Here is a 22,103-nt window from a genome sequence, read left to right on the forward strand (position 1 = left end):
GCTTCCGGGGCCCGGCCGGTCCGCGGTCGCGGGGTCACGCCTCCGCCAGCGGCTGCTCCGCCCAGATCGTCTTGCCGCCCGCGGTGTAGCGGCTGCCCCAGCGGCTGGAGAGCTGGGCGACGAGGAAGAGCCCGCGGCCGCCCTCGTCGGAGAGCCGGGCGCGGCGCAGCCTGGGCTGGGTCTGGCTGGGGTCGGACACCTCGCAGATCAGGGTCTCGTCGCGGATCAGGCGCAGACCGACCGGGGCACCGCCGTAGCGGATCGCGTTGGTGACCAGCTCGCTGGTGATGAGCTCGGTGGTGAACACCAGGTGCTTGAGGTCCCACAGCTCCAGCTGGCTCTCCACCGCCGTCCTGGCCCGGGCGACGACGGCGGGATCGGCGGGGAACTCCCAGGTGGCGACGGAGCCGGGCGGCAGCTGCCGCATACGGGCCACCAGCAGCGTCACGTCGTCGGCGGGGGGCTCCGCGAGCAGCTCGCCGAGGATCGCGCGGCCGGTCTGGGTCGGTGAGCGCGTCCCGGCGATGTCGGCGGCGAGCACCGCGCGCAGCCGGTCCATCCGCTCCCCCTCGGAGCCCCCGGGGTGGGAGATGAGCGACGCGTTGAAGAACGCCAGCACGCTGCCCGGGGGGACGTCGAAGCCGACCGGCTCGAACGGCAGGCTGTCCACGCCCAGCGCCGGACCGGGCTTGAGGCCGATCGGCTCCGCGGGGGCGCCCGGCGCGGCGTACACCGGCGGGGGGTGCCCGGCACTCGCCATCTCGCAGCGGCCCTCGACGGGGTCGTAGACGCAGTAGAGACAGGTGGCCCCGATCGCGCCGGTGCGCGAGGCGCCCTCCTCCTCGTAGCCGTGCACCGGCGCGACGCCGCCGAGCCTGACCACGACATCGTCCAGGTGGGCCAGGAGCTCGCCGGGCGGGAGGTCGAGGTCGGCCAGGGTCTGCACCGCCGTGCGCAGCCTGCCCATGGTGGCCGCCGCGCTCAGGCCGTGCCCGGTGACGTCCCCGCTGACCAGCGCGAGCCGGGTGGACGACAGCGGGATCACGTCGAACCAGGCGCCGCCGACCGCCTCGCTCGCGCCGGCCGGGACGTAGCTGCCCGCGGTCAGCACCGCACTGGTCTCGGTGACCGACGGGGGGAGCAGGCTGCGCTGGAGGGCCTCGACGGCGCGGTGTTCGCGCGTGTAGCGGCGGGCGTTGTCCAGGCCCAGGGCGGCCCGGGAGGCGATCTCCTCGGCGAGTCCGGCGTCCCCGGTGCCGAAGGGCGGGACGGCGGCGGTACGCCACATCACCAGGGCGCCGAGCACCAGGCCGCGGGCGATCAGCGGCACGGTCAGGAAGGACGCGGCGCTGTCGGGCAGCAGCAGCCGGCTGCGTTCGGGGTCACCCGACAGGCCCTCCCGCCAGGAGGTCAGGTCCGCCCTGAAGATCGCCGTGCCCCGGCGCAGCTGGTCGCTCTCCAGGCTGCGCAGGCGGAAGCCGGCGCCCCGGGGGATGATCTCCGGTGGCCACGAGCCGTCGGAGGAGGCCACCGCGACCCTGCGGAAGGGCGCGCCGAGCCGGAACTCGCCGGGCTCCTGCCCGATCATGACGCTGTGGGTCAGGTCCACGGCCGCCAGGTCGGCGAATCCGTGGGAGACGAGGACGTCCACGAGTTCCTGGGCGACCCTGGGAACGTCCAGGCTCCGGCCGATGCGTTCCGCGGCGGCGTGCAGCAGTTCCATGCGCTCGCGGGCCGCGTACTCCTGGGTGACGTCGGTGAAGACGACGGCGACCCCGACCGGGCGGTCGTTCGCGCCGTGCAGCCGGAACGCGGAGAAGGAGGCCACCCGTTCGACGTCCGGTGCCTCCTGGCGCCGGGCGCTGTGCACCCAGTCGACCAGCGGTTCCCCGGTCTCGGCCACACGAACCAGCCGCTCCCGGAGCGCCGCCGCGTCCCCGGGGAGCAGCACGTCCTCCAGGCCCAGGTGCCGCGGGTCCCCGCGGACCCCGGCCTCCGGGGGCCGTTCGAGGGAGCCGGGGACGAGGTTGAGGCGGGTGGTCGCCAGCGCCAGGTCGTGGATCGCCAGTCCCACGTGCCGCTGCTGGAAGAGCGCCCTGACCAACGCCTCGTCCTCCCTGCGGCGTTCGGCCACCGGCACGGCGGTGGCGCTCACGACCAGGCCCCCTCCGGTCCGTCCGCCCGCGGTCATCGCGTGCACCCGCAGCCGCACCGGGACCGGCCTGCCGTCGCCGTGCCGCAGCTCGGCGTCGCCTTCCGCGCCGCGGGCTCCGGCGGCGAGGACGAAGCGGGACCACGTGCCCGGGGCCGTCAGCAGCTCCGCCACCGGCCGCCCGCAGACCGACTCGGGCGACCGGCCGGTCAGCTCCCGCACCGATCCGGTGCACATGAGGACGTCGCCGTGCCCGTCGACGACGAACAGGGCTCCGCTGCCGTCGTACGGCGGGCCGAGGTTGTCCAGATCGGTGTGTGTAGTCACCCGGTCGTCCGATGTCGTGGTTCCCCCTCCCATTCAAACCCCCGGGAGCCCGCGGGCGCATCGTCACCGGGCCCAGGTGGGCGGGGCCGGGCCGCCGGCCCCTCAGCGCGCGGGGCGGCCGGTGACGGAGACCGGGCCGTGGGCGGTTCCCGCGCCCCGCAGGGAGACCTCGCCGGGGGAGAGCCGGTCCACGCCGGGGACGCGGCCGTCCTGGGCGCCGGACAGGAGGACGGCCAGCTCGGCGCTGGTGACGGGGGCCCCGGGCAGGGCGCCGGACGGGGCACCGGAGGCGGTGACGGTCCACAGGGCGGGAGCGGCGAGGACCGACTCCTCCACGCCGCGCAGCCATTTCGCCAGAGCGCGGCGCGAGGGCGCCGCTGCCCGCTCGTGGACGACGGTGTCGAGCAGCGGCCGGGCCCACTCCGCGAGCCGTTCGGGTGGTCCCGAGGCCGTCACCTCGGGGCCGAAGGGGCGGCCGACCATCAGGGACGGCGTCCCGTGCTCGATCCGCCACACCTGGGCGCTGGTGTTGCGGTACGGCAGGCCGGCCCTGGCGGCGCGGCCGGTGAGCGCGGAGAACGCCGGCCGCTCCCGCCACGCGACGTCCAGTTCGGCGAGCCAGCGCGCCAGTTCGCCGGCCGTCGTGACCGGTCTGCGCTCCAGGACGGCGGCGTGCGGGAGGAGACCCGTCTCCGTGGCGAGGGTGTCCGGCCGCGTCGTCACCAGCAGACGGCTGGAGGCCGGGATCGGCCCGGCGCCGGGCGGCCGCTCGTCCAGCGCCTCCAGGCCGAGCAGGATGTCACCGGCGCGGTGGTACAGGGTGACGGCGAGAGGCTCGGGCAGGGGCTCGTCGGAGGCGGCGCGGAGCGGGACGGCAACGGGGAACAGCGGCGACAACTGCCGCAGCCAGTCGGCGAGGGCGGCCGGATCGCCGACCGGGGCGGTGAGCCGCACCCTGCCCGCGCGCTCGCGGGACGGCACGACGCGAAGGGCGTCGGCGCCGGTACGGCCCTCGACGCGCAGCTCGATCGAGGTGTCCCCCTGCCGCGGCCCGCGGTGCGTGGTGGCCCGCAGGACGCCGACGCCCCGGGCGGTGAGGAACCGGGCCAGTGCGGCGGTGTCGCCCGCCTGGTGGATCACGCTCCCGTAGTCCGGGAAGACCGGCCCGCTCCACACCTCGTACCCGGCGACCGTGTCCCCGAGCAGCTGCCGCTGCACACCGTCGAGCCAGTCGGCCAGTTCCGCGGAACCCGCCCGCCACAGAAGTGGATCGTCCACCGCGACTCCCCTCCCCCGAGTTTCCCGGCACATTAAGTCCAGGGTGCGCTGCGGCCGTCAACTCCCGGTGCGGCGTGACCCGTACTGGGGGCGCGTGGTCGCACGGCAGGGTGCTCCCTGAGCACTTCCGTGTGCAGAGTGCTCACGGAGGCCTACTGTGCGCACATGCCAGCAACCCCGCTAGAACGCGCCGAGCATTTCGTGTGGCTCACCGCACGCGTGCTCGAGCAGCGCAGGTTCGCGTACCACTTCCGGAACGGCCCGGCGGACGCGGTGGAGACCGCACTGTCCGCCTACCGCAACGACGACGACGGTTTCGGCCACGCACTCGAGCCCGACCTGCGCGGCCCGGTCAGCCAGCCGCTGCACGCGGCCCACGCGCTGCGCGTGCTCGACGAGATCGGCAGGTGCGGCGGCCAGCGCGCCGAGCGGATCTGCCGCTACGTGACGGCCGTGTCGACCCCGGAGGGCGCGCTGCCCGCGCTGCACCCCTCGCTGCGCGGCTACCCGGCCGCGCCCTGGCTGCCGCCGGTGGACGACCCGCCCGGCGACCTGCTGGCCACCGGGCCCGTGGTGGGCACCTTGCACCGCAACGAGGTGTGGCACGCCTGGCTGTTCCGGGCCACGGACTTCTGCTGGACGGTGATCGAGACGCTCGACAAGACCACCCCCCACGAGGTCGTGGCCGCGATGGCGTTCCTGGACCACGCGCCCGACCGGGTACGGGCCCGCGAGGCGGCCGCGCGGCTGGGGCGGATCGTGCGCGAGCAGCGGCTCGTCGTGCTGGACCCCGGCCGGCACCCGGAGACCGCGCCACCTTCCGGCTCCGCGCCGGGTGACCACCGTTTCGCGTACGACTACGCGCGCACGCCGGACTCCCCGGCGCGGGAGTGGTTCACGGACACGGAGATGGAGCGCGCGCTGGACTTCCTGGAGGACGGGCAGCAGGAGGACGGCGGCTGGCCGGCCCGAAGGCCCGCATGGGCGCCCGGGACGCTGCTGGAGTGGCGGCCGCTGGTCACCATCGACGCGCTGCTCACCCTGCGGGCGTACGGGCGGCTGGCCTGAGGCGGCTCACCGGGCGCCGTCGCGCAGCAGCAGGGCGGCCAGCGCCAGGGCCGTGCCGTGCGGCGCGGCGAGGTCGAGTCCGGTGAGCTCGGTGATCCGGGCGAGGCGGTTGTCGACGGTGTTGGGGTGCAGGCCCAACTGCCGTGCGGTGCTCCGGCGTTCCTGGCGGCTGCCGAGATAGGTCCGCAGTGTCTCGACCAGGTCGTTGCGGCCGGCGATCGGATCGAGCAGCGCCGCTATGCGGTCGCTGCTCTCGTCGCGCCGTGACAGGTGGTACTCCAGCAGCACGTCGTCGAGCCGGTGCAGCCCCGGCGGCAGCCCGCAGGCGCGGGCCACCCGCAGGACCTCCGACGCCGTGCGGGCCGCGCCGGGGATGTCCTCGGGGCCCGCGGCGGCCACGGCTGCCAGCCGTACGTCCGCCGAGCACGCGCGGCGCAGGAGGGTGAGCAGCCCGTCGTCGTCGAGCGGCGGCCCCGGCCGGCCCGGTACGACGGCGTGGCCCCCGGTGTCGTCGAGCAGTGCGGGCACGTCGGTGCCGAAGGCGCGGTCGAGCGCGGCCTGGGCACGGCGCGGCCTGCGGTGCGCGAGCGCGGCGGGGCGGCCCGGCGCGTCCTCGGACGGGATGTGGAGGGCGAGTACGAGGACGCCGTCCGCGAGGCCCAGCCGTGCGGCGGGGAACCGCTCGGCCGGAAGGGAGCCGTCCAGCAGCGCCCGCACCAGGGAGCGGCGCTCCTCGCGGCGTTCGGCGGCGAGCGTGCTCTGCTCGTCCAGGTACGTCTCGGATACGGCGCCGACGATGCCCTCCTGGATGCCGATGAGGACGTCGGCGAGTTCGGCGAGCGCGGCCTCCTCGCCCGGGCGCGTCACCTCGCGCAGCGCCCGCCACAGCACCGCGGTGCCGCGCAGGTGGCTGCGCAGCACCAGGGGGAGCGGCAGTCCCTCCTCGGCGCGTTGGGCGGCGCGTTCCCTGAAGCGGTCGAAGTCTCCCCGGTCCGGACGTTCGGCGGGGCCGCCGTGGACGACCCGGCGCAAAAACAGGCGCAGGCCGTGGCGCGCGGTGGCCGCGAGCTCCCCGTCCTTGGTGGCGGCGGGGAGCTCCGCGTAACCGGGGAGGTCGGCGAAGGCGCTGGTCGCCATGGAGCGGGCGATCTCGTTGACCCTCGGCTCGCAGCGCGCCGCGAGAGCGCGGGCCGCGTCGGAGAGGACCGGCAGAGAGTCGGCCGCCATCGTCCCACCCCTCACTTCCGCATCGGTGGTGACGGATCACACTAACCCGTCGCCCGGTGACGGCCCGCAGCAGTGGGTCACCACCACGGCCACCGCGACGACCACCAGGAAGGGGGCGCGCAGGCAGACCCACGGCAGCAGTCCGTGCGGCAGCGGACACCTCGCGAGCGGCGCCACGCGCCACCCCTGACCGGCGCCGCACGCCGTGACCGCACACCGCACGGCGACCGGCCCCGATGCGGGCGACCACCCACGTCGGGCCCGCCCGACTCCCCTGCCCGCACCGCCCCGCACCCCCGGAGGCGGCACGAGGGCCGCCCCACCGGGGCCGGTGGCCGACGGCCCCACATCCGCAACACCCCCGCCGCAGGGTGAGGGGCGGCCCCGCGGACGCACGCGGGGGCGCAGCGCACGTGCCGCAGGCCCACCCGCGCCGTCACCGCACCCACCGTCCCGGGGCTCCCACCGCACGACCGGGGCTGTTTGTCAGTGGGGCGAGGCAGGATGGATGGCATGTCGCGACGGAGCACTCGGGGCACCCCGCAGGAGCAGGATCCGGCGGGGGCCCTCGACGCGTTCGCCCCCGCCACGCGCGCGTGGTTCACGGGGGCCTTCACCGCGCCCACCGCCGCGCAGGCGGGGGCGTGGCGGGCGATCGCCGGGGGCTCCGACGTCCTCGTGGTGGCCCCGACGGGCTCCGGGAAGACCCTCGCGGCGTTCCTGGCCGCGCTGGACCGGCTGGCGGCCACTCCGCCGCCCGCCGAGGCCAAGCGCCGCTGCCGCGTGCTGTACGTGTCGCCGCTGAAGGCCCTCGCCGTCGACGTGGAGCGCAATCTGCGCAGCCCGCTGACGGGCCTGCGGCACGAGTCCGTACGGCTCGGGCTGCCGGAGCCGGAGGTGCGGGTGGGCATCCGCTCGGGCGACACCCCGGCCGCGGAGCGCCGGGCCCTCGCGACGCGGCCGCCGGACATCCTGATCACGACCCCCGAGTCGCTCTTCCTGATGCTGACCTCCTCGACCCGGGAGTCGCTGCGCGGCGTCGAGACCGTGATCCTCGACGAGGTGCACGCCGTCGCCGGGACGAAGCGCGGGGCGCACCTCGCCCTGTCGCTGGAGCGGCTGGACGAGCTGCTGGAGCGCCCCGCGCGCCGCATCGGGCTGTCCGCGACGGTCCGCCCGGTGGACGAGGTGGCGCGCTTCCTGTCGCCGCAGCGGAAGGCGACGGTCGTCCAGCCCCCGTCCCAGAAGGAGTTCGAGCTGTCGGTGGTCGTCCCGGTCGAGGATCTGGGCGAGCTCGGCGGCTCGCCCGCGTCGGAGACCGACGACCCGCGACCCTCGATCTGGCCGCACGTCGAGGAGCGCATCGCGGACCTGGTGCAGGACCACCGCTCCACGATCGTCTTCGCCAACTCGCGCCGCCTGGCCGAGCGGCTGTGCAACCGGCTCAACGAGATCGCGTACGAGCGGGCCGTGGGCGAGCCCCTGCCCGAGGGCGCGCCGCCCGCGGAGATCATGGCGCAGTCCGGCGCGGCGCAGGGGGCGCCGCCGCTGCTGGCGAGGGCCCACCACGGCTCGGTCTCCAAGGAGCAGCGCGCGCTGGTCGAGGAGGATCTCAAGGCGGGGCGGCTGCCGGCCGTGGTCGCCACGTCCAGCCTTGAGCTGGGCATCGACATGGGCGCGGTGGATCTGGTCGTCCAGGTGGAGTCGCCGCCCTCGGTGGCGTCCGGCCTGCAGCGCGTGGGCCGGGCCGGGCACCAGGTGGGGGCGGTCTCCACGGGTGTGGTCTTCCCCAAGTACCGCGGCGATCTGGTCCAGTCGGCCGTCGTCACCGAGCGGATGCGGGAAGGCGCGATCGAGGCGCTGCGCGTCCCGGCCAACCCGCTGGACGTGCTCGCGCAGCAGTTGGTCGCGATGACGGCGCTGGACACATGGGACGTCGACGACCTGCTGGCGCTGGTGCGCCGGGCCGCGCCCTTCGCGGCGCTGCCGCACTCGGCGTTCACCGCCGTGCTGGACATGCTCGCCGGTCGCTATCCGTCGGACGCCTTCGCCGAGCTGCGGCCGCGCGTGGTGTGGGACCGGGTCGCCAACACGGTGACCGGCCGGCCGGGCGCCCAGCGGCTGGCGGTGACCTCGGGGGGCACGATCCCCGACCGCGGCCTGTTCGGGGTGTTCCTGGCCGGCGCCGACCCGAAGAAGGGCGGTGGCCGGGTCGGCGAGCTGGACGAGGAGATGGTCTACGAGTCCCGGGTGGGCGATGTCTTCACCCTGGGCACGACCTCGTGGCGGATCGAGGACATCACCCGTGACCGGGTGCTGGTCTCCCCCGCCCCGGGGGCGCCCGGACGGCTGCCGTTCTGGAAGGGCGACCAGCTCGGCCGCCCGCTCGAGCTGGGCCGCGCGCTCGGCGCGTTCCTGCGCGAGGTCGGCGCTCTGGACCCGGTGAAGGGACGGGCGCGGCTGTCCGCGGCCGGCCTGGATCCGTGGGCCGTCGACAATGTGCTGGCCTACCTGGACGAGCAGCGCAGGGCCTGCGGACATGTGCCCGACGACCGCACCATCGTGGTCGAGCGCTTCCGGGACGAGCTGGGCGACTGGCGGGTGGTCGTCCACTCCCCCTTCGGCGCCCAGGTGCACGCCCCGTGGGCGCTCGCCCTGGGCGCCCGGCTCGGGGAGCGGTACGGCTTCGACGCGCAGGTGATGCACGCCGACGACGGCATCGTGCTGCGCCTGCCGGACGCGGACCTGATGGGCCTGGACCTGCTCGATGTGGATCCGGCGCGGCAGGGCAGCGAGTTCGACGCCGACCAGTCCCCCGTCGGCGCCGCGGACGTCGCCTTCGACAAGGGCGAGGTCGAGCAGCTGGTCACCGACCAGGTCGGCGGTTCCGCCCTGTTCGCGTCCCGGTTCCGGGAGTGCGCTGCCCGGGCCCTGCTGCTGCCCCGCCGTGATCCCGGCAAGCGCACGCCGCTGTGGCAGCAGCGCCAGCGGGCCTCGCAGCTGCTCCAGGTGGCCTCGGAGTTCGGCTCGTTCCCGATCGTGCTGGAGGCCGTCCGCGAGTGCCTGCAGGACGTCTTCGACGTCCCCGGGCTGGTCGAGCTCATGGGGGACATCGAGTCGCGCAGGGTGCGGCTGGTCGAGGTCAACACGCCCGAGCCGTCGCCCTTCGCCAAGTCGCTCCTCTTCGGCTATGTGGCGCAGTTCCTCTACGAGGGCGACTCGCCGCTGGCCGAGCGGCGGGCCGCGGCGCTCTCGCTGGACTCCCGGCTCCTGGCGGAGCTCCTGGGCCAGGCCGAGCTGCGCGAGCTGCTCGACGCCGACGTGATGGTGGAGCTGGAACGCGAGCTCCAGTGGCTGACCGAGGAACGCCGGATCAAGGACCCCGAGGGGGTCGCCGACGTTCTGCGGCTGCTGGGCCCGCTGGACGAGGCGGAGCTGGCCGCCCGCGGCGCGGGCCCGGGCTGGGCGGCCGGGCTGGAGGCGGCGCGCCGGGCGATCAAGGTCCGCATCGCGGGCGTGGACCGCTGGGCGGCCGTGGAGGACGCCGGACGCCTGAGGGACGCGCTGGGCACCGCGCTGCCGGTCGGCGTTCCGGAGGCCTTCACCGAGCCGGTCAAGGATCCGCTGGCCGATCTGCTGGCCCGCTACGCCCGCACCCACGGCCCGTTCACCTCGGCCGAGGCGGCGCAGCGCTTCGGGCTGGGCACCGCCGTCGCCGACGGCACGCTGCACCGGCTCGCCGCGTCCGGCCGCGTCGTACAGGGCGAGTTCCGGCCGGGCGGCGCGGGCCACGAGTGGTGCGACGCCGGGGTGCTGCGCCGGTTGCGCCGCCGCTCGCTGGCGGCGCTGCGGCATGAGCTGGAGCCCGTCCCGCCGGCCACCCTGGCCACCTTCCTGCCGCAGTGGCAGCACGTGGGCACGCACGGCCTGCGCGGCCTCGACGGCCTGGTGCGGGCCGTGGAGCAGCTCCAGGGTGCCGCGGTGCCCGCCTCGGCCCTGGAGAAGCTCGTCCTGCCCGCCCGCGTGGCGGACTACACCCCGGCGATGCTGGACGAGCTGACCTCCGCGGGCGAGATCCTGTGGGCCGGTGCCGGCGCCCTCCAGGGCAAGGACGGCTGGGTGTCGCTGTATCTCGCCGACACCGCGCCCCTGCTGCTGCCGCAGCCGCAGCCGCTGGAGCTCTCGCCGCTGCACCGTGCCGTCCTGGACGGGCTCTCGGGCGGCTACGGCCTGTTCTTCCGGCAGATCTCGGAGCAGGTCCGGGCGGCCGGGCACGAGGTGTCCGATCCGGAGCTGGCGGATGTGATCTGGGAGCTGGCCTGGTCAGGGCGGCTGACCAATGACACGCTCTCCCCGCTGCGCGCCCTGCTCGGCTCCGGCCGTACGGCGGGCTCCACCGCGCACAGGGCGCCGCGCGCGGTCCCCCGCGGCCGTTACGGCGCCTTCACGGCCCGCACCGGCCGGCCCGTGCCGCGCGCCACGGCCTCACGGGGCGGCCCGCCGACGACCGCGGGCCGCTGGTCACTCGTCCCGGCCGCGGAGGCCGACGCGACGCACCGGGCGCACGCCCTCACCCACACGCTGCTGGACCGGCACGGCGTGGTCACCCGGGGCGCGGTGGCCGCCGAGGGCGTGGAGGGCGGCTTCTCGGCGGCGTACCGCGTGCTGTCGGCCTTCGAGGAGACCGGCCAGGCGCGCCGCGGCTACGTCGTGGAGGGGCTGGGCGCGGCACAGTTCGCGATGGACGGCGCCGTGGACCGCCTGCGGGCGATCAGCAACGCGCGGGATCGCGGGGAGGCCCGGCACGACAAGGCCCGCACCGTGGTGCTGGCCGCCGCCGACCCGGCCAACGCCTACGGCGCCGCCCTGCCGTGGCCGGAGCAGCCCGCCGGGGTGACCCACCGGCCGGGGCGCAAGGCCGGGGCTCTGGTCGTCCTCGTCGACGGCGAGCTGACGCTGTACGTGGAGCGCGGCGGCAAGACGCTGCTGGCCTGGCCGGGCGCCTCCGGGGCGGACGGCGGCGACCAGGACGGCGGCCAGGGTGAGGAGCGGCTGCAGGCGGCCGCCGACGCGCTCGCCCTGGCGGTACGGGACGGGGCGCTCGGCCGGCTCACCGTGGAGCGCACGAACGGCGAGTCCGCCCTCACCTCGGTCCTCGGCCGCGCCCTGGAGGCGGCCGGTTTCCACGCCACCCCCCGCGGCCTGCGGCTGCGGGCCTGAACAGGAACAGAGGGATCCGTGCCCGAGGGCGACACGATCTGGCTGGCCGCGCACCGGCTGCACTGGGCGCTCGCGGGGCACGTCCTGCTCCGCGCGGACCTGCGGGTGCCGCGACTGGCGACGGCCGATCTCTCGGGCCGTCGTGTGGAGGAGGTCGTGGCCCGCGGCAAGCATCTGCTGACCCGGATCGAGGGCGGGCTGACCCTCCACTCGCACCTGCGCATGGACGGTTCCTGGCAGTTGTACGCGCCCGGTGAGCGCTGGCGCGGCGGCCCCGACCACCAGGTCCGGGCGGTGCTCGCCAACGCCGAGCGGGTCGCGGTCGGATACCGGCTGCCGGTGCTGGAGCTGCTGCGCACCGCCGAGGAGGACAAGGCGGTCGGCCATCTCGGCCCCGATCTGCTCGGCCCTGACTGGGATCCGGCCGAGGCGGTGCGCCGGCTGACCGCCGACCCGGCCCGGCCGGTCGGGGAGGCGCTGCTGGACCAGCGCAATCTCGCGGGCATCGGCAACGTCTACAAGTGCGAGTTGTGCTTCCTGCGCGGCGTCACGCCCTGGACGCCGGTCGGCGAGGTCCCCGAACCCGAACGCGTCGTCGCGCTCGCCAGGAGGCTGCTGCAGGCCAACAAGACGCGGCACGGGCACATCACCACCGGCGACACCCGGCGCGGCCGGACGCACTGGGTCTACGGCCGCGACCGCCACGGCTGCCTGCGCTGCGGAGCGACCGTACGCGTCGCCGAGCTGGGGCCGCCCGGCGGGACCCGGGTGACGTACTGGTGCCCGCAGTGCCAGCGCGGCCCCGCGCCGGGGCAGCGGCCGCAGAACAATTGACGGATCGTCAGATACGGTCGTACCGTCGCCGCATGACCGTACCGGCGTACGACCTCACCGGGCGCACCGCCCTGGTCACCGGTGCCGCGAGCGGCATCGGCCGGGCCTCGGCCCTCCTGCTCGCCCAGGCCGGGGCCACCGTCGTCTGCGCGGACCTGGACGGGCCCGGCGCCCGGCACACCGCCGAACTGGCCGTGAAGGCCGGCGGCGCCGCGGAGGCACGCCAGGTGGACGTCACCGACCGCAAACAGGTGGCCGCGGCCGTCGCCGCCACCGTGGCGGCCCACGGGCGGCTGGACATCCTGGCCGCGATCGCGGGGGTCATGCACTCGAGCACCGTCGTGGACACCGAGGACGACGACCTGGACCGCGTGCTCTCGGTCAACTTCAAGGGCGTGCTGCACTGCGCCCGCGAAGCCGCCCGCCCGATGACCGAGCGCGGCGCCGGCAGCATCGTCACCATGGCCTCCGGCGCCATCGACACCGGCGCCCGGGGGCTGCTCTGCTACAGCGTCTCCAAGGCCGCGGTCGTCCAGCTGACCCGGACCCTGGCCACCGAGCTGGGGCCGCACGGGATACGGGCCAATGCCGTGGCGCCCGGCTTCGTCCGCACACCGATGACGAGCCACTACGGCACCGGCCCCGACGGCCTCTTCGACGAGCGGGCCCAAGCGCGCGCCGAGGAGGCGCTGGTGCGCGCCGCGCCCCTGGGTCGTGTGGGCGACCCTCAGGACGTGGCGCACACCGTGCTCTTCCTGGCCTCCGACGCCTCAGCCTTCACGACCGGCCAGATCCTCCGCCCCAACGGGGGCGTCGTCATGCCCTGGTAGTGACCGGCTGCGCGGTCCCGGCACTCTTCCCGTCAGCTCTTCGGGCGCGGGGGCGTCAACCTCGCGGACAGCCGCCGGAGCGGCGGATGATGATCCCCGTGACCACCTCGCCGTGTGCAGGGGGACGATGCTGAGCCCCCAGCCGCCGGCCACGACCAGGCCCTCGAACGAGCCTGCCTGGGCGGGCTGGACGACGAGCCGCAACAGGGCCCACCACCACACCACACCCGCGACGAAAGCGATCGCCCAGCGGACCGGCCGCCGGGCCCACAGCTCGTGAAACAGGCGGAGAACAGACATGACCGCCTCCTTCGGAGCCCCGAGGTTGCGGCGGGAATCACCAGGGACCCAATCCCGGGCTTTCCCCGTACAGAGGTGCGATCCCCTTCCGGCAAGATCTCTAGACCTTTGCCGCCCCACCCCGCACAACGTTCACCCGGATGGCGGACGCATACGGCTACTACCTGCGACAATCGCTGGACCGAGGGCCACCGAGGGCGACTGCGGACGACCGGTGACGATCGGGGTCGACCGGTCGCGACCGGGGCCCGCCCGCGTGACCGGCGCGCCCCACTCGCCCTACACGTTCTCGGCCTGGAACATCCAGCGGTGCTTCTCGAGGTCGGCGGCGAGGCCGATCAGCACGTCCTGGCTGACCGGATCGGCCTTCTCCGTCGCCTCGATGCCCTGGCGCACCTGCCTGATCACGGCGTCGAGCGCCGCGATCATGAGCGCGACCACCTTCTCGTCCTTGATCCAGCCGTCCGGCGCCTCGTCGATCCGGCTGCCCTTGGACACCGTCCCCGCGCGCCCGTCCGGTGTCACCCCGACGGCCGCCGCCCGTTCCGCCACGGTGTCGGCGTACGTCCGCGCCGTCGTGACCACGTCGTCGAGCTGCAGGTGGACCGATCGGAAACGCGGCCCGACCACATTCCAGTGCACCTGCTTGGCGACCAGCGACAGGTCGATGAGGTCGGTCAGGGTGTGCTGCAGGGCCTCGCCGACGGTCTTGCGGCCGGCCTCGGGCAGCGTGCTCTTCACGACGGCCATGCTGATCCTCCTCGGGAATCGCCTCGCGTCGGCGGACGACCGCCACGGCGGTCCCGCCTCAGGAGCGCCTTCCCCGGATCAGGAGGGCAAACGCGGACACGCCGTGGCCCCGGCCGGTTGTGCACCGGCCGGGGCCACGGTTCGGAACTGCTTGTGTCGCTCAGGCCGCGACGACGTCCACGGCCTCGGTGGGCGCCTTCGGCGCCTTGATGGTGACTCGCTCGTCCGCACCGGACGGTACGGACGGAACCGCGCCCAGCAGCGGCCGCATAGGCGCGGCTGCCGACTCGACAGCAGCCGACTCGGCGAGCTCGGCAAGCGCCAGATCGTCGCTGACCTCCCGCATCACCTCGGACATCGGGACGTCCAAGGCGTCACAGATCGCGGAGAGCAGTTCGGAGGAAGCCTCCTTCTGCCCTCGTTCGACCTCCGACAGATAGCCCAGGGAGACCCGGGCGGATGAGGAGACCTCACGCAGGGTGCGGCCCTGACGCTGGCGCTGCCGACGCAGCACGTCACCGAGCAGGCGACGGAGCAGAATCATCGGTGGCTCCCTCCTCGGACCGCGAATTCGCAACCTTCTTGCCCCACCGTACCGCCTCCGACGTCGGGCGCGCCGGGAGCGATGACGTGTTCACTCAGGGCTGCAAACATCCCTTCCCCCCGCCGTCTTCCCTACCCTTCGCCGTCGCGGATTCGTCAGGCGTTCTCCCGCCCGTCACGAGCGTCTGCTGCAAGAGGGTCAGCACGGTCTTCACGGTGGTGGTACGGATGGCGGCACGATCTCCGTTCAACTGCAGTTTCTCGCACCTCGACCCGGTCGGCCCGGCGACCGCCACGTAGACCGTCCCGACCGGCTGCCCGTCCTGCGGGTCGGGTCCTGCGACACCGGTGGTGGCCACTCCCCAGTCGGCGCGCAGCACGCGCCGCACGCCCTCCGCCATCCCCCGTGCGACGTCCGCGTCGACGGCGCCGCGTTCGGCCAGCAGGGCGCCGTCCACACCCAGCACGTCCCGCTTCAGTTCGGTCGCGTACGCGGTGACCGAGCCGCGGAAGGTCCGGGAGGCACCCGGCACCGAGGTCAGCTCCGCCGCGACCAGGCCGCCGGTCAGCGACTCGGCGGCGGCGAGGGTCTCCCCGCGCGCCTCCAGCAGTCCCAGAACCCCGGCGGCGACGCTCACGCGCCCTGTCCCTGCTCCTCCGGGTACTCCTGCGGACGGTCCTCCGCGGGCTCGCTCTCCGGCTCGTCCGCGCCCTCGCGCGCCCGGCGCGCGACGCCTGCGCGCTGCGCCGCCAGCCCGGCCCGGCGCATCACGACCGCCTGGCGCACGTAGTCCAGGCCCGTCACGACGGTCAGCACCACGGCGGCGCCCATCAGGACCGCCCGCAGTGTCGCCAGCGGTCCGGTGAGGATCAGGATGTACATGCCCACGGCGACACCCTGCGTGAGGGTCTTCAGCTTGCCGCCCCGGCTGGCCGGGATCACTCCCCAGCGGATCACCCAGAACCGCATCAGCGTGATGCCCAGCTCCCGGAAGAGGATCACCCCGGTGACCCACCAGGGCAGGTCCCCCAGCGCGGAGAGCCCGATCAGCGCCGCGCCCATGATCGCCTTGTCGGCGATCGGATCGGCGATCTTGCCGAAGTCGGTGACCAGCCCGTAGCGCCGGGCCAGCTCGCCGTCGAAGAGATCGGTGATCATCGCGATGGCGAAGGCCGCCCATGCGAAGGAGCGCCACGCCGGGTCGTGCCCGTCGCCGTGCAGCAGCAGCACGACGAAGCCCGGCACGAGCAGCAGCCGCACCATCGTCAGGACGTTGGCGATGTTCCACAGCGAAGGCCGCCTGGCCGCGGCCGCCGGTGCGGCGGGCGCCGGTGCGGCGGGCGCGGATCGGTGGTTGCCGGCGGCGGACGCCGGGACTCCCGTCATCTGCCGGCCTCCTCCGTCGTACACAGCGGCTCCGCGACGAGGTCGACGCCTTCGGTGTCCACCACCTTCGCCGCGACGAACGATCCGGGCACCAGACCCTCGTGGGAGGTCAGCAGGACCTGGCCGTCGGTCTCGGGGGCCTGGTGGGCGCCGCGGCCGACCGCCCCCTCCTCCCCGTCGACGGACTCGACCAGCACGTGCACCGTCGAGCCCAGCCGCTGCTCGGCCCGCTGCGCGGTCAGCTCCTCCGCCAGCCGCGACACGCGGGCGAGCCGCTCGGCGACGACGTCCTCGTCGAGCTTGTCCTCGTAACCGGCGGCCTCGGTGCCCTCCTCGTCGGAGTAGCCGAACACGCCGATGGCGTCCAGCCGGGCGGCGCCCAGGAAACGCTCCAGCTCCTCCAGGTCCGCCTCCGACTCGCCCGGGAAGCCGACGATGAAGTTGGAGCGGACGCCGGCCTCGGGCGCCTTGGAACGGACGGTGTCCAGCAGCTCCAGGAAGCGCTCGGTGTCACCGAAGCGGCGCATCGCGCGCAGCACACCGGGGGCGGAGTGCTGGAAGGACAGATCGAAGTACGGCGCGACCTTCGGCGTCGAGGTCAGCACATCGATCAGGCCCGGCCGCATCTCGGCGGGCTGCAGGTAGCTGACCCGGATCCGCTCGATGCCGTCGACGGCGGCGAGCTCGGGGAGCAGCGTCTCCAGCAGCCGGATGTCGCCGAGGTCCTTGCCGTACGAGGTGTTGTTCTCGCTGACCAGCATGATCTCCTTGACGCCCTGCTCGGCCAGCCAGCGGGTCTCGCCGAGCACGTCCGAGGGGCGGCGGGAGATGAACGAGCCGCGGAAGGACGGGATCGCGCAGAACGAGCAGCGGCGGTCGCAGCCGGAGGCCAGCTTCACGGAGGCGACCGGGCTGCTGTCGAGCCGGCGGCGCAGCGGGGCGCGCGGCCCGGAGGCGGGCGCGACGCCCTCCGGGAGGTCCTCGGGGGCGGGAGCCGGCTCCTCGGCGGTCTGCGCGTGGCCGGGCAGCGAGACGGCGCTCGCGGCCTGCCGGGCGGCCGGGCTGATCGGGAGCAGCTTGCGGCGGTCGCGGGGCGTGTGGGACGCGTGCACGCCGCCGGAGAGGATCGTCTGCAGACGGTCCGAGATGTTCGCGTAGTCGTCGAAGCCGAGCACGCCGTCGGCCTCGGGCAGTGCCTCGGCCAGTTCCTTGCCGTAGCGCTCGGCCATGCAGCCGACCGCTACGACGGCCTGGGTGCGGCCGTGGTTCTTGAGGTCGTTCGCCTCCAGCAGGGCGTCGACGGAGTCCTTCTTGGCGGCTTCCACGAAGCCGCAGGTGTTCACAACGGCCACATCGGCGGCGGCGGCGTCCTCGACGAGCTGCCACCCGTCCGCCGCCAGACGGCCGGCGAGCTCCTCGGAATCCACCTCGTTACGGGCGCAGCCGAGCGTGACAAGAGCGACGGTACGGGGTTCGGACATAGGCTCAGCCTACTTTGTCCCCGGCGGGCTCTTACGCGCAGCGGCGCCCGGCGTCGGGACGAGCGTCCCGCGCCGGGCGCCGCGGTGTCCGTGCGCGCCCGTGGAGCCGGGCGTCACCCCGCTTCCGGGTCGCCGGGGGTGAAGGTGAGGCGCTGGACCTGACCGGGGTCACCCGCCGGGCCGAGGTCCTTGCCGTTGACGAAGAGGTCGACGGCGCCCGCGTTGCCGATGATGAGGTTGATCTTGCTCTTGTCGGTGAAGGTCTTGGAGTCGCCCGCCTCCAGGCTGCCCTGGTAGAGCTGCCGGCCGTTGCTGTCCACCGCCTGGATCCAGCTCTTGGCGTTCTGGGCGGTGAGCTTGACCGTGACCTTGTCGGCCGGAGCCGCGGCGATCGCGCTGTCGGACTCCTCGGGCCTCGGCGCCGCGCTCGTCCGGCTCTCGGACGGCTTGGCCGCCGGACTGGCCGCACTCGGCTTGCCCGCCACCGGCTGCTTGCCACCGTCCTCGCCGCCGCTGAAGAGCGTGAAGCCGACGAATCCGACGACGGCGACGATCGCCGCGACCATGGCGGCGGTCCAATTGGGGCGGCGCGGCTCGGGCCGCATCCGCTCCGCCTCGTACAGCGGCGCCACGGGGGTCGGCGCGGGTGCGCTGCCGTGCTCCGCGGAGAACTGCTCGACCAGGGCCTCGGGGTCGAGGCCGACGGCACGCGCGAGCGCCCGGATGTGGCCGCGGGCGTACACGTCGCCGCCGCAGCGAGAGAAATCGTCCTGTTCGATGGCGTGCACGATGGGCGAGCGCACACGCGTTGTGGTACTGACCTCGTCGACGGTCAGACCCGCGCTGATGCGGGCCTGGGCGAGGGCGCGACCGACCGAGAGCCGGTCGTCGGGGGGCGGGTTGCCGATGGACACGGGGGCGCCTTTCGAGCGTGTAGCCACCTGCTGGAGACTCAGTCTAGGGGGGGTGGAAAAAGGACGGGCAAGCGGGCGGGCGTTGTTTGTCCGCCATCAGGATTGCCGTCTCTCCCGGCGCCGATGACAGTCGGCCATACGCCTTCCCCCTGCAATAACTTGACGTGTGGGCAGGAGCAACGGTTGCGTCCGGCCCACTTACGAGTGAGCCACGGAACGGCTACGAACCGGCCTCGCCGCGGAGCAGCGCGAGCACTCCGTCCATCTCGTCCGGCTTGACCAGAACGTCGCGGGCCTTCGATCCCTCGCTGGGTCCGACGATCCCGCGCGATTCCATCAGGTCCATGAGCCTGCCCGCTTTCGCGAAACCGACACGCAGTTTGCGCTGAAGCATCGAAGTCGACCCGAACTGGGTGGAGACCACCAGCTCCGCCGCCTGGCACAACAGGTCCAGGTCGTCGCCGATCTCCTCGTCGATCTCCTTCTTCGGGCCGCCGCCGACGACCACGTCCTCCCGGTAGGAGGGGGTCAACTGCGCCTTGCAGTGGGCGACGACGGCGTGGATCTCCTCCTCGGTGACGAAGGCGCCCTGCATACGGACGGGCTTGTTCGCGCCCATCGGCAGGAACAGCCCGTCACCCTTTCCGATCAGCTTCTCGGCGCCCGCCTGGTCGAGGATGACCCGGCTGTCGGCGAGCGAGGAGGTCGCGAAGGCCAGCCGGGACGGCACGTTGGCCTTGATGAGACCGGTCACGACGTCGACGCTGGGCCGCTGGGTGGCCAGGACGAGGTGGATGCCGGCGGCCCGGGCGAGCTGCGTGATGCGGACGATCGCGTCCTCCACGTCGCGCGGCGCGACCATCATCAGGTCGGCCAGCTCGTCCACGATCACCAGCAGGTAGGGGTAGGGCGCCAGCTCCCGCTCGCTGCCCTCCGGCGGCTTCACCTTGCCGTTGCGGACGGCCGTGTTGAAGTCGTCGATGTGCCGGAAACCGTAGGCGGCCAGGTCGTCGTAGCGCAGGTCCATCTCGCGCACGACCCACTGCAGCGCCTCGGCGGCCCGCTTGGGGTTGGTGATGATCGGCGTGATGAGGTGCGGGACGCCCTCGTACGCGGTCAGTTCGACGCGCTTGGGGTCGACCAGCACCATCCGCACCTCGTCGGGCGTGGCACGGGCCAGGACCGAGGTGATCAGGCAGTTGATGCAGGAGGACTTGCCGGAACCGGTCGCGCCCGCGACGAGGACGTGCGGCATGCGCGCTAGGTTGGCCACGACGTAGCCGCCCTCGACGTCCTTGCCGAGGCCCACCGTCATCGGGTGCTCCTCGCCGGCCGCGTCCGCCGAGCGCAGCACGTCCCCGAGATTGACCATCTCCCGGTCGCTGTTGGGGATCTCGATGCCGACCGCCGACTTGCCGGGGATCGGGCTGATGATCCGCACGTCCGGACTGGCCACCGCATAGGCGATGTTCTTGGCCAGGGCGGTGATCCGCTCGACCTTGACCGCCTGGCCCAGTTCCACCTCGTAGCGGGTCACCGTCGGCCCGCGGGTGAAGCCGGTGACGCGGGCGTCGACCTTGAACTGCGAGAAGACGCTCGTCAGTGACTCGACCACCGCGTCGTTGGCGGCGCTGCGGGTGCGTCCCGGGCCGCCGCGCTCCAGCAGGTCCAGGGACGGGAGGCTGTAGGTGATGTCGCCGGACAGCTGGAGCTGCTCGGCGCGCGGCGGCAGCGGCGTGCCCTCGTCGGGCGCGGCCGCCTTGGTGAGGTCGGGCACGGACGAGCCGCCGGCGTCTCCGGAGTCCTCTGCGCTCTCGGTGCCCCGGGTGTCCCGGGACTGCGGCAGGGAGTGGCTGACGAGGTCCGCGACGACCGACGAGCCGGGCACGCCGTAGGCGAGGGCGCCGTCGAGGTCGGCGGCCACCCCGTAGGCCAGGTCGACCGCGTCGAGCCCGTCGCTGGGTGTGAGGTCGGGCAGTTGCGACCGCTCCTCGCGGCGCTTGGCGCGGCGGCGCGACCGGCTCTCCGCCCCGTCCTGGGGGGCGGTCTCCGGCTGCAGCAGGTCGCTGAAGGGCACGGCGTCGTCCTCGGCCGCGGCGGTGCCCTCCTCCTCCACCAGGCCGAGCCTGATACCGAGTTCGCGCAGCCGGCGGGGGATGGCGTTGACCGGGGTCGCGGTGGTCACCAGCAGCCCGAAGAAAGTGAGGAGCGCCAGCAGGGCCACCGCCAGCGGCGCCCCGACGGTGTAGTCCAACGGCGCCGACGCCGCCCAGCCGATCAGGCCGCCCGCGTCGCGGATCGCGTCCGCGCCCTGGCTGCGGCCGGGCGAGCCGCAGCCGATGTGCACCAGGCCCAGCACGCCGACGGTCAGAGTGGTCAGTCCGATGACGATGCGCCCGTTGGCGTCGGACTTCTGCGGGTGGCGCATGAGCCGCCAAACAACAGCCCCGATGAGGAACGGCACGAGCAGGTCCAGCCGCCCGAACAGTCCGGTGATCAGTATCTCGACCAGCTCGCCCACCGGGCCGCGCAGATCCGACCACGTGCCCGTCGCCACGACCAGCGCGAGGCCGAGCAGCAGGAGCGCCAGACCGTCCTTGCGGTGCGCCGGGTCGAGCCCGCGCGCGCCGCGCCCGACGCCGCGGAAGAGGGCGCCCACGGTGTGCGCCAGGCCGAGCCACACCGCCCGCGCGAGGCGGTAGACGCCCCCCGTCGGGGACGGGGCAGCCTTCGGCGCGGGCTTGGCCGCCGCTGCCTTGGCGGGCGGTTTCCTGGCCGCCGCCTTCTTCGCGGGGGCCTTCTTCGCCGCGGGCTTGGCCGCAGGTTTGGCGGCAGCCTTCTTGGCGGTGCCGGACGTACGTGAGGCCATGATGGTGAGGTTACCGTTCCGCCCCGTGGGCGACACGCGTGGCCGCGTATACCCCCGTTCGTGTCGTACCCCTGACACGCCAAGGGTGACACTGCCTCAAGTGGGGCACAGGGTTCACTCTTGCGAGGGAATCTTCTTGTCGCCGCCACCCGTGCCGGGCTCCAGCGCGTCCAGCGCGCGCCGCAGCCCCGTCAGCTTGCGCTCCAGATGGGCGGCCGTGGCCACCGCCGCCGCGTCCGCGGACTCGTCGAGCTGCTTGGACAGCGCCTCCGCCTGCTCCTCCACCGCGGCGAGCCGCGCGGAGAGCTCGGCGAGCAGTCCCACCGGCCCCTTGGTGCCGTTGGCGCCCTGCCGCCCTCCCTGCTCCAGCTGCAGCCGCAGCAGGGAGGCCTGCTCGCGCAGCTGGCAGTTCTTCATGTAGAGCTCGACGAAGACCGAGACCTTGGCGCGCAGCACCCACGGGTCGAAGGGCTTGGAGATGTAGTCCACCGCGCCGGCCGCGTAGCCGCGGAAGGTGTGGTGCGGCCCGTGGTTGATGGCCGTCAGGAAGATGATCGGGATGTCGCGCGTGCGCTCGCGCCGCTTGATGTGCGCCGCGGTCTCGAACCCGTCCATGCCCGGCATCTGGACATCGAGCAGGATCACCGCGAAGTCGTCGGTGAGCAGCGCCTTGAGCGCCTCCTCCCCGGACGATGCCCGCACCAGGGTCTGATCGAGCGCGGAGAGGATGGCCTCCAGCGCCAGCAGATTCTCCGGCCGGTCATCGACCAGGAGGATCTTGGCCTTCTGCACCATGGCCCGCCCTCCTCGCCCCGGCGCTGCACCGGTCGACGCCCCCATGGACGACTCCTGAGCGCCGCCCGTCCTTGTGCCGGTCATGGTAGCCGCACCCCGCTGTCCGCCACACCCTGTCACCGCCATGT

General features: G+C 74.0%; 15 protein-coding genes. 4 read left to right on the forward strand and 11 right to left on the reverse strand.

The genetic code is table 11. From position 1 onward, the window contains the following. Positions 1–34: 34 nt before the first annotated feature. Both ACWDAS_RS21990 and ACWDAS_RS21995 read right to left on the reverse strand, forming a co-directional pair. Positions 35–2,479, reverse strand: a complete 2,445-nt coding sequence (locus ACWDAS_RS21990; RefSeq protein ID WP_450393363.1) for a SpoIIE family protein phosphatase — start codon at positions 2,477–2,479, stop codon at positions 35–37. A 102-nt stretch (positions 2,480–2,581) separates the two neighbouring features. Beyond that, a complete protein-coding gene (locus ACWDAS_RS21995) occupies positions 2,582–3,757 on the reverse strand; it encodes a hypothetical protein (RefSeq protein WP_450393365.1) in 1,176 nt (391 codons plus the stop codon). A gap of 165 nt (positions 3,758–3,922) precedes the next feature. Here ACWDAS_RS21995 and ACWDAS_RS22000 point away from each other — a divergent pair, with 165 nt between their 5' ends. Continuing rightward, positions 3,923–4,825: a hypothetical protein gene (locus ACWDAS_RS22000; RefSeq protein WP_450393368.1), complete on the forward strand. Its 903-nt coding sequence runs from the start codon at positions 3,923–3,925 to the stop codon at positions 4,823–4,825. Positions 4,826–4,831: 6 nt separating this feature from the next. Here the strand turns inward: ACWDAS_RS22000 and ACWDAS_RS22005 are convergent, their stop codons facing one another. Then, the gene (locus ACWDAS_RS22005) at positions 4,832–6,052 is read right to left on the reverse strand and encodes a PucR family transcriptional regulator (RefSeq protein ID WP_450393371.1); all 1,221 of its coding nucleotides are present in this window, start codon (positions 6,050–6,052) and stop codon (positions 4,832–4,834) included. 513 nt (positions 6,053–6,565) lie between these two features. Between ACWDAS_RS22005 and ACWDAS_RS22010 the strand changes: the two genes are divergently transcribed. From ACWDAS_RS22010 to ACWDAS_RS22020, 3 genes are read left to right on the forward strand one after another with little or no spacing between them, the layout of a single operon-like run. After that, a complete protein-coding gene (locus ACWDAS_RS22010; RefSeq protein ID WP_450393373.1) occupies positions 6,566–11,272 on the forward strand; it encodes an ATP-dependent helicase in 4,707 nt (1,568 codons plus the stop codon). 18 nt (positions 11,273–11,290) lie between these two features. Beyond that, the gene (locus ACWDAS_RS22015) at positions 11,291–12,106 is read left to right on the forward strand and encodes a DNA-formamidopyrimidine glycosylase family protein (RefSeq protein ID WP_450393376.1); all 816 of its coding nucleotides are present in this window, start codon (positions 11,291–11,293) and stop codon (positions 12,104–12,106) included. A 32-nt stretch (positions 12,107–12,138) separates the two neighbouring features. After that, complete coding sequence (locus tag ACWDAS_RS22020; RefSeq protein ID WP_450393379.1) at positions 12,139–12,936, forward strand: SDR family NAD(P)-dependent oxidoreductase; 798 nt, start codon at positions 12,139–12,141, stop codon at positions 12,934–12,936. 579 nt (positions 12,937–13,515) lie between these two features. Here ACWDAS_RS22020 and ACWDAS_RS22025 read toward each other — a convergent pair. The 8 genes from ACWDAS_RS22025 to ACWDAS_RS22060 form a co-directional block, all read right to left on the reverse strand. Beyond that, entirely contained in the window at positions 13,516–13,986 is a 471-nt protein-coding gene (locus ACWDAS_RS22025) for a Dps family protein (protein ID WP_450393381.1), read from the reverse strand. A gap of 160 nt (positions 13,987–14,146) precedes the next feature. Next, positions 14,147–14,530, reverse strand: a complete 384-nt coding sequence (locus tag ACWDAS_RS22030) for a helix-turn-helix domain-containing protein (RefSeq protein WP_450393384.1) — start codon at positions 14,528–14,530, stop codon at positions 14,147–14,149. A 94-nt stretch (positions 14,531–14,624) separates the two neighbouring features. Beyond that, positions 14,625–15,167, reverse strand: coding sequence for a CinA family protein (locus ACWDAS_RS22035; RefSeq protein WP_450393387.1), 543 nt, complete (start codon positions 15,165–15,167; stop codon positions 14,625–14,627). Then, the gene (gene pgsA, locus ACWDAS_RS22040; protein ID WP_450393390.1) at positions 15,164–15,916 is read right to left on the reverse strand and encodes a CDP-diacylglycerol--glycerol-3-phosphate 3-phosphatidyltransferase; all 753 of its coding nucleotides are present in this window, start codon (positions 15,914–15,916) and stop codon (positions 15,164–15,166) included. Before pgsA ends, ACWDAS_RS22035 begins: the two co-directional genes overlap by 4 nt. After that, positions 15,913–17,397, reverse strand: coding sequence for a 30S ribosomal protein S12 methylthiotransferase RimO (gene rimO / locus ACWDAS_RS22045; protein ID WP_450393393.1), 1,485 nt, complete (start codon positions 17,395–17,397; stop codon positions 15,913–15,915). Before rimO ends, pgsA begins: the two co-directional genes overlap by 4 nt. A 113-nt stretch (positions 17,398–17,510) precedes the next feature. Next, positions 17,511–18,311, reverse strand: a complete 801-nt coding sequence (locus ACWDAS_RS22050) for a helix-turn-helix domain-containing protein (protein ID WP_450393397.1) — start codon at positions 18,309–18,311, stop codon at positions 17,511–17,513. A 220-nt stretch (positions 18,312–18,531) separates the two neighbouring features. Continuing rightward, positions 18,532–21,180, reverse strand: a complete 2,649-nt coding sequence (locus ACWDAS_RS22055; RefSeq protein WP_450393399.1) for a DNA translocase FtsK — start codon at positions 21,178–21,180, stop codon at positions 18,532–18,534. Between the two features lie 114 nt (positions 21,181–21,294). Then, entirely contained in the window at positions 21,295–21,975 is a 681-nt protein-coding gene (locus ACWDAS_RS22060; RefSeq protein WP_450393401.1) for a response regulator, read from the reverse strand. Positions 21,976–22,103: the final 128 nt, after the last annotated feature.

It is taken from the genome of Streptomyces sp. NPDC001070 (genome assembly GCF_053598835.1).